At 44.2% G+C, this 17,174-nt stretch carries 17 protein-coding genes; 7 read left to right on the forward strand and 10 right to left on the reverse strand.

Going from position 1 to position 17,174, the window contains the following annotated elements:
* Positions 1–56: 56 nt before the first annotated feature.
* The 4 genes from rpoH to ftsY all read right to left on the reverse strand — a co-directional run bounded on the left by rpoH (position 57) and on the right by ftsY (position 4,410).
* The gene (gene rpoH, locus FJD32_RS24115) at positions 57–914 is read right to left on the reverse strand and encodes an RNA polymerase sigma factor RpoH (RefSeq protein WP_047537943.1); all 858 of its coding nucleotides are present in this window, start codon (positions 912–914) and stop codon (positions 57–59) included.
* A 230-nt stretch (positions 915–1,144) separates the two neighbouring features.
* Positions 1,145–2,110 carry a permease-like cell division protein FtsX gene (gene ftsX, locus FJD32_RS24120; protein WP_037423624.1) on the reverse strand — a complete coding sequence of 322 codons (966 nt, stop codon included), beginning with the start codon at positions 2,108–2,110 and terminating at the stop codon, positions 1,145–1,147.
* On the reverse strand, positions 2,107–2,808 hold the full coding sequence (ftsE, locus tag FJD32_RS24125; protein ID WP_205403068.1) for a cell division ATP-binding protein FtsE: 702 nt from the start codon (positions 2,806–2,808) through the stop codon (positions 2,107–2,109). The genes ftsX and ftsE overlap by 4 nt, the downstream gene beginning before the upstream one ends.
* A gap of 3 nt (positions 2,809–2,811) precedes the next feature.
* Complete coding sequence (gene ftsY / locus FJD32_RS24130) at positions 2,812–4,410, reverse strand: signal recognition particle-docking protein FtsY (RefSeq protein ID WP_205403069.1); 1,599 nt, start codon at positions 4,408–4,410, stop codon at positions 2,812–2,814.
* Positions 4,411–4,623: 213 nt separating this feature from the next.
* Here ftsY and rsmD point away from each other — a divergent pair, with 213 nt between their 5' ends.
* Both rsmD and FJD32_RS24140 read left to right on the forward strand, forming a co-directional pair.
* A complete protein-coding gene (gene rsmD, locus FJD32_RS24135; protein WP_205403072.1) occupies positions 4,624–5,271 on the forward strand; it encodes a 16S rRNA (guanine(966)-N(2))-methyltransferase RsmD in 648 nt (215 codons plus the stop codon).
* Between the two features lies 1 nt (position 5,272).
* Positions 5,273–5,545: a DUF1145 domain-containing protein gene (locus tag FJD32_RS24140; RefSeq protein ID WP_047537927.1), complete on the forward strand. Its 273-nt coding sequence runs from the start codon at positions 5,273–5,275 to the stop codon at positions 5,543–5,545.
* Here the strand turns inward: FJD32_RS24140 and FJD32_RS24145 are convergent.
* On the reverse strand, positions 5,502–5,858 hold the full coding sequence (locus FJD32_RS24145; RefSeq protein WP_240200044.1) for a helix-turn-helix domain-containing protein: 357 nt from the start codon (positions 5,856–5,858) through the stop codon (positions 5,502–5,504). The two genes, FJD32_RS24140 and FJD32_RS24145, sit on opposite strands and share 44 nt — an antisense overlap.
* A 112-nt stretch (positions 5,859–5,970) precedes the next feature.
* Between FJD32_RS24145 and FJD32_RS24150 the strand changes: the two genes are divergently transcribed.
* A complete protein-coding gene (locus FJD32_RS24150; RefSeq protein ID WP_140906535.1) occupies positions 5,971–6,888 on the forward strand; it encodes an IS5-like element ISSpu16 family transposase in 918 nt (305 codons plus the stop codon).
* Positions 6,889–6,948: 60 nt separating this feature from the next.
* On the opposite strand, the gene FJD32_RS24155 is transcribed toward FJD32_RS24150, so the two are convergent.
* Entirely contained in the window at positions 6,949–9,366 is a 2,418-nt protein-coding gene (locus FJD32_RS24155; RefSeq protein WP_140906536.1) for an Ig-like domain-containing protein, read from the reverse strand.
* Between the two features lie 10 nt (positions 9,367–9,376).
* A complete protein-coding gene (locus tag FJD32_RS24160; RefSeq protein WP_140906537.1) occupies positions 9,377–11,758 on the reverse strand; it encodes an Ig-like domain-containing protein in 2,382 nt (793 codons plus the stop codon).
* A gap of 109 nt (positions 11,759–11,867) precedes the next feature.
* Between FJD32_RS24160 and FJD32_RS24165 the strand changes: the two genes are divergently transcribed.
* Positions 11,868–12,152 (forward strand): hypothetical protein, encoded by a 285-nt coding sequence (locus tag FJD32_RS24165; RefSeq protein ID WP_140906538.1) that lies wholly within the window; start codon positions 11,868–11,870, stop codon positions 12,150–12,152.
* A 514-nt stretch (positions 12,153–12,666) separates the two neighbouring features.
* Positions 12,667–12,966: a hypothetical protein gene (locus FJD32_RS24170; protein WP_140906540.1), complete on the forward strand. Its 300-nt coding sequence runs from the start codon at positions 12,667–12,669 to the stop codon at positions 12,964–12,966.
* A 2-nt stretch (positions 12,967–12,968) separates the two neighbouring features.
* On the opposite strand, the gene FJD32_RS24175 is transcribed toward FJD32_RS24170, so the two are convergent.
* Both FJD32_RS24175 and FJD32_RS24180 read right to left on the reverse strand, forming a co-directional pair.
* Positions 12,969–13,682, reverse strand: a complete 714-nt coding sequence (locus FJD32_RS24175; protein WP_140906541.1) for a hypothetical protein — start codon at positions 13,680–13,682, stop codon at positions 12,969–12,971.
* Between the two features lie 75 nt (positions 13,683–13,757).
* Positions 13,758–14,495: an OmpA family protein gene (locus FJD32_RS24180; protein ID WP_140906542.1), complete on the reverse strand. Its 738-nt coding sequence runs from the start codon at positions 14,493–14,495 to the stop codon at positions 13,758–13,760.
* A 120-nt stretch (positions 14,496–14,615) separates the two neighbouring features.
* On the opposite strand from FJD32_RS24180, the gene FJD32_RS24185 reads away from it, so the two are divergent.
* Positions 14,616–15,488 carry a DNA replication terminus site-binding protein gene (locus FJD32_RS24185; RefSeq protein WP_140906543.1) on the forward strand — a complete coding sequence of 291 codons (873 nt, stop codon included), beginning with the start codon at positions 14,616–14,618 and terminating at the stop codon, positions 15,486–15,488.
* A 144-nt stretch (positions 15,489–15,632) separates the two neighbouring features.
* A complete protein-coding gene (locus tag FJD32_RS24190) occupies positions 15,633–16,538 on the forward strand; it encodes a hypothetical protein (protein ID WP_140906544.1) in 906 nt (301 codons plus the stop codon).
* A gap of 85 nt (positions 16,539–16,623) precedes the next feature.
* Here the strand turns inward: FJD32_RS24190 and FJD32_RS24195 are convergent, their stop codons facing one another.
* Positions 16,624–17,169: a hypothetical protein gene (locus FJD32_RS24195; protein WP_140906545.1), complete on the reverse strand. Its 546-nt coding sequence runs from the start codon at positions 17,167–17,169 to the stop codon at positions 16,624–16,626.
* Positions 17,170–17,174 lie beyond the last annotated feature (5 nt).

Genomic DNA, 17,174 nt, shown 5'->3' on the forward strand with positions numbered 1-17,174 from the left:
TCGGCCATAAAAAAACCTGCCGCAGCAGGTTTTTTATGTTCTCACGCCGAGCCTAATTAGGCTTCCATACAAGCCTTAAGCTTGTTCATGGCGTTTTTCTCTAACTGGCGAATGCGCTCAGCTGACACTTGATAGGTTTCTGCCAATTCCTGTAGTGTGGTTTTATCATCGTCTAACCAACGGGCACGCAGAATATGCTGGCTACGCTCGTCTAAGGTTTTGATGGCCGATAATAAACGACCTTGGGCATTGGATTCCCAGTTATCGTTTTCGATGTTTTCGGCTAAATCCGATGAATGATCTTCAAGATATTGCACAGGGGCAAAGTCCTGCTCATCATCGTTATCACTGCTGAGGTCAAACGCAGGATCCTGCGCCGCCATACGTGATTCCATCTCAGTCACATCGGCCTTAGATACACCTAAGTTTTCTGCCACCATTGCGACTTCATCATCGCTAAACCAACCGAGGCGAGTTTTCGCTTTACGGATATTAAAGAACAACTTACGTTGTGCTTTGGTGGTTGCCACTTTAACAATGCGCCAGTTTTTCAGCACATATTCGTGAATTTCGGCTTTAATCCAGTGCACAGCAAAAGACACTAGACGAACGCCCACATCGGGATCGAAGCGCTTAACCGCTTTCATCAGACCGATGTTGCCTTCTTGGATCAAATCCGCCTGCGGCAGACCGTAACCTGAGTAGCCCTTAGCAACATGCACCACAAAACGTAAGTGCGACATAATCAGTTGTTTCGCTGCTTGCAGATCACCCGTTTCCTGCAAACGCTTGGCTAACTCATACTCAGTCTCAGCGTCTAACATTGTCATGCTAGTCACTGAATGGATATAAGCTTCTAAACTACTGCTGCCCTGAGGGACTGTTAGTGCCATTGATTGCGTTTGAAAGGTCATTCGCGCTCCTACTTTCTTGCTACTTATCAAATATAAGTCGATTTCATCCTATGGTTTCACTCAAAACACCCTAAGGATGAGCTGACGAACTATCGGCTAATTGACAGAGTATGTCAACCTTCACTCGTCTGGGGTATTACTTTTAACCCCGTTGAATAGACATTGCAAGTGAACAAAAGTTCATCGCCAGCCATATTTATCAAGGTATTTAAACTATAAGCGATTGATCATTAAGAAGGTTCAATCGATCTTAAATGTTGCCTTACCGAAAGATAAGAACCTAGCCAACCTAAAAAAGAAGCCAAGCCCACTAATTGTAGCAGTTCGGTAAAGGTCAGAGACTTCATCTCTAGCTGACTACCATACAAACCGAGCAATTCGGCTAGGGCAGAATCCAGATACCAAACCAACAAGTTAATAATAAGCCAAGCTAATACACCGCCAATCACTCCGTACCAAATACCGGTATAAAGGAAGGGACGTTGAATAAATGCCTCGGTTGCTCCGACTAACTTCATCACTTCTATTTCACTACGGCGATTCATAATGGCTAAGCGAATCGTGTTACCTATCACTAATACCACCGCCAAGACGAGTAACGCCGCAATCGCCATTACCGTGCGTTCGAGTAAACGCACCACAGCCTGTAGCCGCTCTAACCATTCAATATCTAAGCGACCAAAACTGATTTCAGGCTCGCGCTCAAGCTTAGTCAATAATTCGCGGGCTCCCACTGGCGTGGAATAGCGCTGGGTTGGTGTCACGGTAATTACCGCTGGCAGCGGATTTTTATCAAGATAGGCTAACGCCTCACCAAATCCAGATAGACGCTGAAACTCCTCAAGCGCTTGATTGCGGTCGATATACTGTACCTTTTCTACCTCGGGATAAGCGCGGATACGCGTTAACAAACTTTGAATAGTCTGCTCGCTGCGATTTTCATCGATAAAAAGTGAAATCTCCGCCGCGCTATTCCAAGAAGTGGTAATAGTCTCGGCATTTTTAACTAGCACTTGCAGTGCTGCGGGCAAGCTTAAGCTCACCCCAAGCACAGCCATCGTCATCAAAGAAGAAACGGGACTGCGCCATAACTCGCCCATACTCGCCATGGCTTGCTGCACATGACGAATAAAAAACATCACGATGCGCCCTGAAATGGGCAACTTACTGCGCGTTAATTTGGCGTTATCACTCATAGCGCATTACCTCGAGCAGTCGCGTGTCCATGATGTAATTCCTGGGCACCGAGCATACGCCCTTGCTTCAAGGTAAAAGTGCGGTATTTCATCCGCGCGATCAGTCCCAGATCGTGGGTGGCAATGAGCACGCTCGTGCCAGCATCGTTAAAGGTTTCGAATAGGCGCAAAATATCCATCGACAATTTAGGGTCCAAGTTGCCCGTCGGTTCGTCGGCCAGCAATAGTGGCGGTTTATTCACGATCGCGCGGGCGATACCGACACGTTGCTGCTCACCACCGGATAACATGATGGGGTTATGGCGCTCTTTGCCATATAAACCCACCATATCCAACGCGCCAGCGACCCGTTTGCGGATCTCGCCATGGGAGAAACCTTCAATCACTAATGGTAAGGCAACATTGTCGAATACGCTTCTGTCCATCAATAGATGATGGTTTTGGAAAATCATCCCAATATTGCGACGCAAATAGGGCACGTGTTTGGGGCTGATTTTGGCAATATCGTGGCCATTAATCGCCACACGGCCAGTGGTGGCGCGCTCGATCACTGTGATTAATTTCAACAGGGTACTCTTACCCGCGCCCGAATGGCCGATTAAGAATGCCATTTCACCTTTTTGTAGATGAAAATTCACTTCCTCCAGCGCCATTTGGCCACCAGGATAAATCTTACTGACCTGCTGAAAATCAATCATAAATTAGCTATCCGCTTTCTCTTGAGTGAACAAGGCATCAATAAATTCTTTAGAATTAAAGGTACGCAAATCATCAATTTGCTCACCCACGCCAATATAACGTAGCGGGATTTTAAACTTGTCGGCAATCGCAAACACCACGCCGCCCTTGGCGGTACCGTCGAGCTTGCTAATGGTCATGCCGGTAACGCCAACAGCTTCTTGGAATAGCTGCGCCTGGCTAATCGCATTTTGGCCAGTACTCGCATCTAAGGTCAGCATCACTTCGTGCGGCGCTTCTGGGTCGAGTTTCTTCATCACTCGCACTACTTTCTTTAACTCTTCCATCAGATGCGACTTGTTTTGTAAGCGACCCGCTGTATCAGCAATTAATACATCAATTTTTCGGGCTTTAGCCGCTTGCAGCGCATCAAAAAGTACCGAGGCACTGTCGGCGCCGGTATGTTGGGCTATCACAGGGATATTATTGCGTTGGCCCCAAACCTGTAATTGCTCCACCGCTGCTGCGCGGAAGGTATCGCCCGCGGCTAACATCACAGACTTACCTTGGCGCTGGTATTGCTTTGCCAGTTTGCCAATCGTGGTGGTTTTACCCACACCGTTAACACCGACCATAAGAATCACAAAAGGACCATGGGTATTTTCAGGCACTAATGGGATTGCCACAGGATCGAGTGTCTTTTGCATTTCATCACGCAGCAGATCGTAGAGTGCTTCGGCATCCTTTAATTGCTTGCGCGACGCGTGTTCAGTCAGGCTCTGAATAAGGCGTGAAGTGGTTTCGACACCCACGTCGGCGATTAACAGCTGTTCTTCCAACTCTTCAAACAGTTCATCGTCGATTTTTTTACCACGGAATAAACCGATGAAACCGCTACCAATATTTTCGCTAGTACGCATTAAGCCGCGTTTTAGACGCGCGAAGAAGCTTTCTTTGGCGGGTTTGGCCTGGGGTTCGGGTTGTTGCTCAAGGGGTTGTTCAGCTTGGACCTGTGCAGCGGCAATTCGCTCTGCTTCTGCTTGGGCTTCAGCAGCCTGCTCTGCGGCAACTCTTTCGGCTTGGGCTTTTTCTGCGGCTAACTGCTCTGCCTGTGCTTGCTCCGCTGCTAAACGCGCTACTTCAGCCGCTTGTTGTTCGGCTAAACGCGCAGCTTGCTCTTCGGCAACACGCTGTGCCTCTGCTTGGGCTTTTGCGGCTTGTTCTGCGGCAACTCTTTCCGCTTGGGCATTTTCAGCGGCTAACTGCTCTGCCTGCGCTTGCTCCGCTGCTAAACGCGCGGTTTCGGCCGCCTGTTGTTCGGCTAAATGTGCAGCTTGTTCTTCGGCAACACGCTGTGCCTCTGCTTGGGCTTTTGCGGCTTGTTCTGCAGCAACTCTTTCCGCTTCTGCTTTTTCGGCCGCTAATTTGTCGGCCGCTAATTTGTCGGCTAGAGCCTGTTCGGCGGCCGCCTTTTCAGCCGCGAGACGGGCTTCTTCAGCTTGCTGCTTTGCTAATGCTTCGGCTTGCTCGGTTTGCGATGGAGTAGAGACTGGGGTTTGCTCGACAACCTCATCTTGTGATTTATCTTTACGAAACCAGGAGAAAAAACCTTTCTTTGCCATGTGTAATTCCAGCGCTCTACTTCAGTGTTGAATTTAAAATAAGACCCTGCCGTTATACCAGATTACCGCGGCAATTACGCCCAAAAAGTCGGCAATTAGTTCTGCTCTATCAGCCTTCTCACCTTTTACGAGGAGTTTGATATAAAATAGTGGCCTTTATTAAGGTGGCATAGTCTACCACTTTCTTTCTTCAGGCAAAATCACGGGGGCACTTTGGCTAATAATCGTGCAAACAACAAGCAAGTGACCAAGAGTCAAACGGCCAACAAGAAAGCCGGTAGTGGCCAAGTGCGGATCATTGCTGGGCAATGGCGTTCACGCAAACTGCCTATCCATGATTTAGACGGCCTGCGGCCGACCACAGATAGAGTCCGCGAAACCCTATTTAACTGGCTTGCCAATGATATAGCCCACGCAAGGGTGCTCGACTGCTTCGGGGGCAGCGGCGCCTTGGCGCTTGAGTCCCTCTCACGCTATGCCAGTTACGCCAAGATTATCGAGTTGCAACGTCCTGCCGCCATGCAACTTAAAGCGAATCTCAATACCCTCAAATGCGACAATGCCGAGGTACTCAACGCCGATACCTTAGTCGTGCTGCAAAATGGCTGCGAGCAAGGGTTTGATGTGGTGTTTATCGATCCGCCTTTCCGCAAAGGCTTAGCAGAAAAAACCATTCAACTGTTGGACAGCCAAGGTTGGCTTAATGATGGTGCGCTCATTTATGTGGAGATTGAGTCGGAATTAACTCACATGGCAGTCCCTGCGACTTGGCAACCGCTCAAAGACAAAACCGCAGGGCAAGTTAGCTATCGCTTATATCAATACCAAGCCGAAGACTCTCCGGCTAACACCAAGGAATAGCATGTCGTTACTGATCAATATGGGCAAAGCCATCACCCTAATAGCGTGGCTGATGATGGCTTATAACCTTGTTATGCCTTTTGCTGGCAATATCGGCATTATTCTCAATATCTTGCTCGGCATTACTTGCTTGATGCATTGCTTCCAGGTTGCCATCTTCCATATGCTGTTTAAAAATCTGCTGACGCTGCGCAAACAAGATTATCTGCAAGTGTTTATCTTCGGCGTATTTAGTTTATTGAGCTATCGTCGACAGGTGTTAGCGCAGGCGTAAGCGCACTAAACCTTTGTCGAAAGGCACTCGGTGTTAAACCGGTAATACGAGTAAACGCTTTGCGACAGGCGCTCACATCCTCATAGCCAACTTGATGCGCTATGGTCTCGAAACTCAGTGGACTATTTTCGAGTAAGTCGCAGGCCTTTTGGATCCTGAGTTTTTGTAGGTATTCATTAGGCTTATGCCCTGTCGCTTTCACAAAACGTCGCAAAAAAGTTCGCTCGCCCATACAGCACTGCTGCGCCAAAACCGCAACATTCATCGGCTCACCATAGTCGGTTTGTAGGCGATTTTGCAGACCCAAGATCACAGCATCCCCATGATCTCGTTTAGGTAAAAACTGGCGTTGTTGCCTAAATGAATGAACCTTCCGTCTCAGATGCGATCAGATCCTGTGAATACCACGCAGAAACCGCTATCAGATGGGCAAATCTAAATCTCGCATTACCAATTGGCCGGAATATAACAAGGCGTTGACCAACCGAGGCTCACTGACTTTTTGGATAGACGAGCAGGCGCTCAACCTCTGGTGTCACACTGAACACCATGGTGGTCGAGGTCGGGGATTTCAATACAGTGACACGGCGATAGAAACCGCCTTAATGCTCAAAGGTTTGTTTAATCTCCCCTTGCGAGCACTAGAAGGTTTTCTCAACTCAGTGTTTAGTTTGATGAGTCTGCAATTAACTTCACCTGGTTACAGCTGCATCAGCAAGCGGGCAAAGACAGTCAAAGTTAACTACCGCCCCCCTTGCCGAGGCGCGATTGCTCACTTAGTTGTCGATGCCACAGGACTGAAAGTATATGGCGAAGGTGAATGGAAAATGCGTAAACATGGTAAGGAAAAACGCCGAACTTGGCGTAAGTTGCACCTTGCGATAGATGCGGCCACACATGAAGTCATCGCAGCCGAAGTCAGTTTAGAGAGTGTGGCAGATAGTGAGGTTCTCCCAACGTTATTAAACCCACTAAGGCGCAAGGTAAAACAAGTGTCAGCTGACGGTGCTTATGACACCAAAAAATGTCATAAGCTGCTGAAACGCAGAGGGTGTAAACCTACGATACCGCCGCGAAAAAATGCAGGTTATTGGGAAGAAGATCATCCCAGAAACGAGGCCGTCAGCGCTCTGAAAAGTGATGAACTCAAACAATGGAAACAAGAGAATGACTATCACCAACGCTCCCTGTCAGAAACAGCTATGTATCGTTACAAGCAACTGATTAGCCCGAAATTGAGCCTGCGGGACTACAACGGCCAAGTCGGCGAGGCACTGGCTGGTGTGAAAGTGATGAACAAAGTCATAGGACTGGGTATGCCTATTCGCCAGAGGGTCAATTAATACCAGGAACCCTTTTAGGAAAAGGCATACCTAAGATTGATTTAGGCAACAACGCCCTTATCAGATGTTGCTCTTCACTTCTAATATTTCAAATAAAAACTGTGCCTTCCCTTTTTGACCGCTCGCCGCGGGATACACCGAAAATTTAACGACTCCCGAAGTAGCCACCGGGTTTAACGTTACCGTTTGACCTGGCTTTACCACTTGACCAAGTACCTGAACACTTATTTCTGCGTCAGTGCGTAACGTAAATAAAGCATCTTGCGGTCCCGAAGCGAGCTGGCTTTCAACTGTTCTCAGATCATTAATGACGACTTCACTGACAGGTTTGTCTGCAGAGCTAGCTAAATCCCTAGATACTGCAAGAGTGGTTAATGAGCCTACATTTACTATGTTAGGCGGCTGATAAGTAAAGCTCTTGCTACTAACGCCTTGGTTGCCAAAAACGTCGGTAGCTTTCACCGTTAAAGTATAAATCTCACCGGATGTAAGTGATGGGAAAAGCCTTGGATATTGCAATGAATACACGTTATTGCCTTTACTTACAGTGGCCAAATAAACCGTGTCGTTAGCTGAACCGCCGGAGATAATAACACTATCGATGGTGTAGCTTGATTCATCTGCAATGGACACTACCAAGTCATCTAGCCCGACAATTTCATTGAATACTGCACTACCGGAATTGGTAATGCTTATTGTTGGTGTGGCGTTTTCTACTTTGAATGTTTGAAGCGGGGACACAGTGGTAGGCCCGTGATTCTCGACCATCTCTAATTCTAGTGAATGGTTTCCAGTCGGCAGAGAATTTAAGTTAAAGACGTATTCCCAATTAACACCGTTGCGAATTGAACTAATAGGGTTTAAATATTTTGTACCATATTTAATTCTAGCGGCCTTCATGACTAACCTTTCAAACCAACTGCCTGCACCCGGTAGATAAACAAATGCAGTAAGAGTGTTAGTTGTCGTATCAACTTTAAAACTGGTCATTTGCGGGTATTGAGCATCGTTATAGGTTGATTCGCCGTAGCTGTAATTCGCGTAAAGTGTTCCCATCGGCAGGCCCACTGACACAACACCGATAGCATCGTGCAAATAGCCATATCCACCTTTGGTCATCTCATATGTTAAACCCGTTAAGCTACAAATTGACTCAGCTGCTGGAATGTCGCAAGAATATCCACGAAAACTTGCGCGTTGCACGTAATCCCGCGGCTGCACCCGAAGCTCAAAATCAGTCATTGTAGCTGGCAAAATCGAATTATGATGCATGATCCCTGCCGTAATAGACATTCGAACGTCATTTAACAAAAATGTTGCTGACGTCAACACTGGGGATTTTGAAGCAGTTTCAGACAATGACAAATTGTATTGGATAGTGCCTGCCATCCATCGACCAAAGTCAACCCACTTAATTTGGTTTGCGTTGTTATATCCAAATGGCGCTGTCATATCAAAATAACCGTATTCACCATTAATTATAACATTTGTCGCTCCCACTGAGTTCGCGAGAGCAAGCCCCCCTTTCACTCCAGCGTCTCGAACGTTATCTACTGGTACTCTATATAACAATCGAACGGGGTTGGTTTTGACTGTCATGCCTGGAGTATAAGCTACAAAACCTACAAATGAACTAGATACACTTTCAGCCAAGTTTGCATCCGGGTCGAAGACTGCAAAAGGAGAAGATGGAGCCCCACCATAGTTGTCGTAATAGAATGTTTTGACAGTTGAACGAGTGATGTTACCTGCTGCATCATATAGCTGAGCCTGCATTGAATATGGATCAGAAGCGTTATTTGACGGTAATATATTTGATAAGTCTGTTTGTGCATTTATCACAGCTTTGAATGCTGCTTGGTCTATGACCATGGGTCTTGTTAATACGATGGAATCGGAATTTAGTTTTTGTACAATGACAGAACCTGAAACCGCACCTTTTACATCCGTTATCCAAATTTTCGAATCTTCGCCGGTGTTTTGTGTATTTAGCCACCAAATCTCATTCGACCCTGTTTCGGCACCATAATTGCCTGTTCCATTTCCATACCAGTCTCCAATGATAGGTCCCTCAGTATCAACTTCAACAACCTTTGTATACTGATCAATTGTTATACCAGAACTGTTAATCGTTTCGATTTTAAGGCTATACAAACCATCCATCAATTTGGGGATAGTTATTGATTTTCCGTAAAATTCTCGTCCAGAAAAGCTTAACCTGTCAGAAACTCGAATAAAATCTGTGGTGTTGTTGAACACCGTCACTCCACTGGTGTTGATGACTGATAGCTTAAGTTTGTTATCAAGCCCTCCAGAGAGGTAAACCATCGCATCAGTTTGAGGGTTAATGAGCGAGCCCTCAGTGGTTTTCACTGTAGCGTTGGTGTCTGTATACGAAAAGCCTTCTACTGCCGCGTTAGCCATGCCAGAGCAGATGACGCTACACAGCCCTAAAAGTAGTGATTTATTAATTTGCATGGCCTGCCCTTTAATTGGTAGAAGTGATTTGCGGAATGTCGATCATGAAGCTTGCCTGCCCTTTCACACCAGGAGAAGCAGAGTAAACAGGAATAACAACTTCACCTGTGATGCTGGGGATGATCGTGATTTGTTTAGTTTCCCCAGGTTGCAACACGCTACCAAGGATATTGACGTTGATTTTGGCGTCACTGCGTAACGTGATAAATGCCGTTTGAGCACCGGACGCGAGTTGTCCTTCAGCCGTTCTGAGCACACCAGTTTTAATTGATGTAATTGGGTCGTTTTGCGTGTTCTGCAGTTGTTTATTAACAGCCAAAGTCGTCATTTGCCCAACTTGCAATAAGTTGGCAGGCAAATACAAGAAGGTTGAAGTTAACGTCGATGCGTTCCCTGCTGTATCTTGAGCGGTAATATTGATAGTGTAAGTTTCATTCGCTTCCAAACTAGGGAATAAACGAGGGTAATTCAGGTCGTAAATACCATCACCTAAATTATTTGTAGAAACATAAACTGAATCCTTAGCAGCCCCTCCAGATAGCACAACCGAATTGATATTGGCTTCACTATCATCAGTAATGCTGATACGTAAACTCTCTAAACCATTAATGGTGCTTCCGTTTGTGATTTGCGCTCCAGAAGGCGATTGCAATCGCAAAACTGGAGGCGTAGTGTCGTTTAGATAATCGGATAGAATCGACTGTGTTACCCGATTACCATAGGTGTCATCTGCGTAAAACGAAATATTTTGACGACCACTTGGTAATCGATTGAGTTTAAAAGTAACTCGATGACGGCCGGTGCCGGTGATCACCCAAGAATCGGGAGATATTGCGAAGCCTAAACTAGATTGCAATCGGAAAACCTCTGTCTTCCACATTCCAGAACGCCAATCGCTAGTAGTGTTCGTGTCGTACACGTTTACAGCTATTGAATCATCAGTAACATTGACCGATTCGATTGTGGGAGCAATAAAATCCCAATATGTATACCAATAATTAAATTGAGCACTAAAACGTCCATCACTGACACCGTTCACACTTGAGTAGACCACATAGCTGTAGGGTGTATAGCCAAAACCAGACTCAAATACTCTGTTGATTGTAACATCGCAATAGGTTTCACCAATTGGGATAACACAGGAGCCTAAACCTGAAACAACGGCTAATTGTTCATAACCCATTTTTTCACTGTTTAGACGAAGCCTTACCACTTTTGTGTATTTGCCAACACTGATTCTTTCGCCCCCACTGCCACCTTCCTCACTAAACCATTGTACAGTGTCAGGTTGCTTAGTAGGCGAACGATCAACACCTGGGCCTAGGGTGAACTTGAAATCAGAAAGGTAATTGACTGAGTGAATGCCACTTTTCGTCAGCGCAACCCAATATGGGTTTACTGTAGGATATGAGACAGTAAATTCGTTATAGACAAAATCACCCTCTCGATAACCATAACTACTCCAACCATAATCCCCGTTTGCTTCCAACGTTTCAGAATAGGGCCGTCTATAGCGGACTTTTATCGGATTGTTGTAGATGGTCATCCAAGATGTGTACGGCTTCCACGTAGCACTTGAAGCATCATAAATGTCGCTACGAACTGGTAAGGGATATGAGGCTTTTTCGATAAACGAGCGAGCAGTAAAATCTGAATAATTACCTGCTGCATCAAAGACCCTAAAACCAGCCTGATACCAACCTCTATCACTGGGTAAAACCTCAGATGGTAGGGACGAAAGGCTCGCAGTGGAAGTATCTAAATCCAATTGAGCATTAATCGAATTTATTAATGAAAGGCTCACATCATCTTTCACAATGTAGAGAACATTTTTGAGCCCAGCACCTGTATCTTGAATACCTGTGAGTTTTAATTGGCCGAAATCCATAGGGCTATATGAAGCTAAAGTTCCACCGAAGGATCTATAGTTAAAAGCTAAATCAGAACTATTAGCTGTTGGTGCTTGAGTATCTATTGTCACCGGAATAGACCAAGAGCCAATCACATTCCCATCAACGGATAACAAGTCAGCCTGTAAGGTATAATTTCCCTGTGAATTAGGCGCAACTATAGAGATCTGTTTTCCGTAAAAGTCTTTTCCTTGAAATGTAATTCTGTCGGAAACACCAATCACACCCGTATTGACTTCGTTAAGCTTAACCCCACTAGAAAGCCAATATAGTTTTAGCTTTCGGTCAAGACCGGCAGACACATAAACATTCATTGAATGTTCAAGAACCGGGTTGATGGCCATAGCCGAAGCAGCAGTCAAAGTCGTCTGTTCTTGCATGACAGACGTAAAGGTCATACCTTCAATTTCCGCAAATGCAAAATGTGGCAAGGCTAATAACGTAGCCGCTAAAAGTTTGTAGCGATGCTGACTGAGATTCATAAGTGGCTCCTTCATCGAGAGCGATTATTTTAACACAGATAATTAAGTTTGCATGTTATTTAATCTAAGTTAAAATCTAACATAAACCATAGTTCTAGGTAGGAAATTCATGAAACTTATCAGACTGATTAAAGCCGTATCCATTTGTGCGATTGCGTCAGCTACGCTAAATGTCTATGCCAAAGATGATGATAAGAAACGGCCAACCCTAAACGATGTGATGGCTGAAAATGCTTACATCGAACTTGCTGAACGTAATGAGCTCAGCAAGCCAGTTGTCTCTTCGTGGGAACAAAAAACGATGAAATCAGAGGGTGGGAAAACCACGGAGGTTGTTGAGTCTTGGAAAGTCGAGACTCGTATATACAGTAAGCCTAAGAGTGACAAACCTTAATCAGTTTTGCTAACTGCACATGAACCTGCTCAGCTAATCCCCGCGAATTGGTAAGCACGATACTTTTGTCACTGAGAACCACGCGATAAGCGTTCATTGTACTTTCAATTTTAAGTTCATCATTGGCTAAGTCGAATTCTCGACTCCAAATGCGCCACCCCCACAGTGTCAACTCGAGCAGGCAATCAGACTCGTAAAGATAAGACATATAGACCTTTTTCTTCAATCCAAGCGCCACCAACGCTCCCCCCCAAGTACAACCATCCCAGCCCAAGGAGTTAATGCGTTATGGAGGTTGACGATCACAGACAACGTGCTAAAACCCACAATTGAGATCAACGAATAAAAAACTGCGCGAGGGTAAGGTCTGAATGAAGTACCAAACCATACTCGGTTTTTAGCGTTGTTGTGACAAATTCTTATCGCATTCACAAAATTACATCTCCATATTTGAATTAGAATGGATTATAGTAGTGTTAGCAACACAAATCTATAATGCTAAGGCATATGTAAATTGTTTATTTCATATTCAGAATTAGTGGACGAATGCGGTAAACTACTAGAGTCAGAAATGCCAGTAGTGCTAATTCAAATTATTCATGCCCGAGGTCACAGCGCGGCCTACCATTTAAAACTGGGAGTTATCCCAGAATCAAATGACAAGATCATTGTTAAGTACCAACTTCCAAGCATGACCGATAATCCATCGGTTGCGCAGACGTGGATAGAGACTCTTCTGTCGCATTATCCTCGGCTGGCTATCCACACCTACGGCGCTTTCAAAACTCATTCCTTGCCGATTGAAAACGCCTAGCACTACTGCTGGACAGGATAGTACGGTAGCTGTGTAAAGGTCTGAACGGTATTTAACAGGCAATGCGAGTCAATGTTAGGGTAATTTCGTGCAAAGACATCCAATGCGTAGACCCCGAGTAAGTAAGCATCATCAAAGCTCACAGGAACAGCTTTTGGCTTCTTGCCACCCTCATTGATTGAGAAGAAAAACCTATTCTGTTGTCGCTTGACCGAGATGCTTTTGTTTTTCTTTGGGCCATGTGACTTGAACTCAATGAATGGAATGAATCCGAATAGCACGGCTAGCAAATGCCGATATTCAGCCGCGGTGATTTGAATGATGGTCTTATCCTGCCAATCAAACTTTTTAGTGCCATCCCCCATTCCGTTTGCGCCTTCAATGTTCAAGGTGTGAAAACCTTTCTTAGTGACAGATTCGACGATGGTCAGCGCTGCGGCCGTACCGTGGATTTTTACCGATTTTTCAAATTCAGGAGCAGCTGCAGGCTGAACATTTTGAGCGCCTTGTGCTGATTGCTCTTCAAATCCGCGGCGATTGTCATGCTGGGATTGGTACTGCTGATATTCATCATAATTTGCGGCCTCCTGGTGACGCCCCATATTCGTAGGGTTACCTTGGCGCGGTTGAGAAAAATGCGTCTGCTGTTGCATTGGAGCAGATTGGGCTTGCGGGGTTGCGTTGTAAGCGGGTTGGCTGTAATAGCTGGTATTCATTTTTAAATCTCCACTAATCATCATGACTATGATTAGACCAGACATTTCAAATGATGCAAAAATTGGCCTTTCGACTCAATAATACAACTCGACTTTACGCCACAACTTCAAATTGTCAGCATGACCGCTCATAAGTGGTGGCGAATAGGAAGCCCCATAGCTAACGACGCTAATCAGTTCACTAGGCACCCCTTTGGTGATCAATTCGTTTTTTACTCGCTCCGCACGTTTGCGTCCAAGAGCAAGATTGTAATCAGCTGAGCCACTAATATCAGCATAACCAACAACCAGCACTCTACCGTGGGTTTTTAAAAGATAATCACGATGCTTAGCCAAAACATGTTGAGCCTCGGTAATATCGGAATAGCCGACAGCATCATACTCAAAATAAAGCGTTCTATCGGTAGGTTGGTGAATAATGATTTGAGCATCAGCATTGAATTGTTGCAGATCACGCTTTTCATCATTTGCAGATGGCGCTTGCGTTGGCAGATAGCTATCACTGTAAGCAGATGAAACTGCAGCACGATAAACGTCACGATAGTACTTCATCATGGAGCTACGGCCATCATTAACAGCCGCATCTCTCGCCTTTTCCAATTCGAAAGCGAGATCGCCTATTTTCCTCCCAGAATCAGCTGAAAGGTTCCGAACGTCGTTTCCTTGTTGATGCCTTACATTGATATTTTGATCATAAATTGTTTTACTACAGCAATCAGAAATTTCAGATTTTTCAGTTGATACTGATACAGCGCACGCTGAAACCATCATGGCGAACACTGATACTGTTGCTAGTTTGTGGATTTTCATCATATGACCTACACAGTTTTCTAAGCGCAAAGTATTTAATATACAATAACATTTTTTTAGAAGAGTTCTAAGTTTTAAAATGAATCAGAAGAAAGAGAATTTGGGAATTTTACGAGGTAGACGGTGACTAACGCCGAATTCGACATTAACTCTTTTGATGTTTTGTACAACAAACTGACTCTTGAATTAATTGAACTAGCCAGTCATCTTCCTGATGCAGCTTGCAATCAGACATTTTTTTATAAAATAACTCCTTCACCCCAAACATTTGATAAATTCAAAGTAGAACTATTTTCTGACATCAAAGCGCGAGGGTGGATAGCATCTTCCTTAACTCAAATGACGCTTTCTGAAGATTCAATCGGCAGAACCAGAATAACACCAGGTATTATCATTTTCCCTCTTTCAGAATATATCCATATAAATCAACTGGTTGAAAAAATAAATATTACGAAAGATAACATTCAAGCGTTACTTTCAACGCATGACCTACACAAGTTAAGAGCTACGTTAACCCGGCAAAATGCTTTGTGCTCACTCGTTATGCTCACAAGAAAAATCCACGTTTTAAAATGCGAAGAAAAATCTACCATTTCAGTCTCGTGGTACATGAGAAGTGGAATGCGCGTTTTGAAAGAAAAGGATTTTTCAACAAGAATACAAAAAGCAGTGCAAAACAACATTCTGGAGTTTTCAAAAGGAAATGAATATTTAGAAATTTTTCAAAAAAACCAAAAAACACATAGTTTTCGAATAAAAAGAAACATAATACCAACAACGATTTACAACATTTGGAAAGCTGGTAGTAGTAAAGAAAAACAGCAATACAACGGCCAAACACCTCTTTTCATTTTCTCCGATTGCGACATAAAGGTCAAACACTTAGAAAGCAATTACGGTGCTAAGCCACGTTCAAAACGCAATGATGCAACGCCTGACACGGATCTTCTCATTCCAGAATTACACATTTACATGTCAAAGATTAACAAGGATTAATTAACCTATAGAATATTTGAATTGTGTTTGTGAGAGATTTCGCACATACTCATAGATGATAATCGTACTGAGTAGACAACTACCCTCTCAGGAATTTTACGAGCCTAGCCAGCGCGAAGCCGTCAAAAAAATCGAGAAAACATCATGAATAGCAACAACGTACTTAAATTTCCGGTTACTGCACCACTAACGCACGTACCCAAGGATAACATCAAAAAACCAGAGCAAGTTGCTTCGGAGAAGATGATAACCTCACGGAAAGGGGTGCAGTTTTTATCTTATGAAGATTGGGTGGAGTATATAAAAGATCTCGGAGTTACCAGTCGTGCGGAATGGCTTAGATACGTTGAGGCGAATGAAATCCCTCCATATCTACCAGTGTCGCCATCATTATTCTATGGCCGCAGAGGATTATGGCAAGGTTGGGGGGTGTTAAACCCTAACGCACCTGTAATACCGCAATCGGAAGAAGATGACATTCATAGTCGCGGCGGCGTATTTGCTAGTTATGAGACATCTTCCGAATATGCCAAAGCAGCTGGTATTAAAACAATGGCCGAATGGGTGGAGTATCACCAGAAGAATGAAAAACCTAAAAACATTCCTTCTGATCCTCGTTCTTTCTATACAAGAAAAGGTATGTGGCAATCTTGGAACCATTTCCTTGGAAATGAAGAACCTTATGATTACCACCAAAAAGGTACTCTTGAGAAAGTGAAAAGATGGTTTAAAGAAAACAACATCACCACTTCAACTCAATTTTTAGAAATGGCTGCAAATAAACAACTGCCTGACTTTGTGCCAGCAGCACCGACCATGTTATTCGGTGTCAAGTTCAAAGACCTTCTTGCTAAAAGACAAAAGTACGTCACTTTTAACCAAGCTAGTAAAGAAGTTAAGAAGTGGAATTGCAGCAGTATGTTGGAATTTAGAGCTAAACATCGCGAATTGAAAGCCAGTGGCAACAAACTAGCGACTCAAATTCCGTCTGCACCAGATCGCGTTTATAAAGACCTTTGGAAAGGCTGGACAAACTTCCTTCAAGGTTAATTTGCTAAAAAAAAGCTGGGTTCCCAGCTTTTTTTTATCTTAATTTCAAAAATCTTCAAAAAGCAATTTTGAAAATGTCTGCATATCAAGAACTTGAAAGTGTGTGTTCAATATAAATCCCCAGCTTATCAAGCGCCTCAAAGCTCATAAAGATCCTTGACATCTCTCCCGCATTTTTATGATTCATCGCTTTAGAATACTGTTCAAAAGCCTTTTGAAATTCCTGATTTTGCTCCAACCTCAAAACATTTTTATAAGCACGATCAATCACATCACCTCTCACTGTAATTGATTTGCTCGCAACAATTCTAAATATCGGCTCCGACTGACCTTCTATCACTCCTTGTTCAAAGGCTAAATCGCTCCCGGTAACTTCATACGGGGACAAATTCAAAACCATCACCACTTCCCATGGCTTTTCAATCTTGCGGCCTGACTGCATCAAAGCATCGTAAAGCGCATATTGAATCGATTTGATACTTCCTGTGTGCGCAAGAGAATCGGCGTCGTCGAATCCATGAACAATTAACCTGGACACACCATTACCACGATAATCATACTCACCCGCAATGACATCTGTGTTAGTTAACAACATAGTAATTATTAGCAGCGCGGCACTAATTTTTTGCATATAAA

The sequence above is a fragment of the Shewanella sp. LC6 genome, assembly GCF_006385735.2.
Classification (GTDB): domain Bacteria; phylum Pseudomonadota; class Gammaproteobacteria; order Enterobacterales; family Shewanellaceae; genus Shewanella; species Shewanella xiamenensis.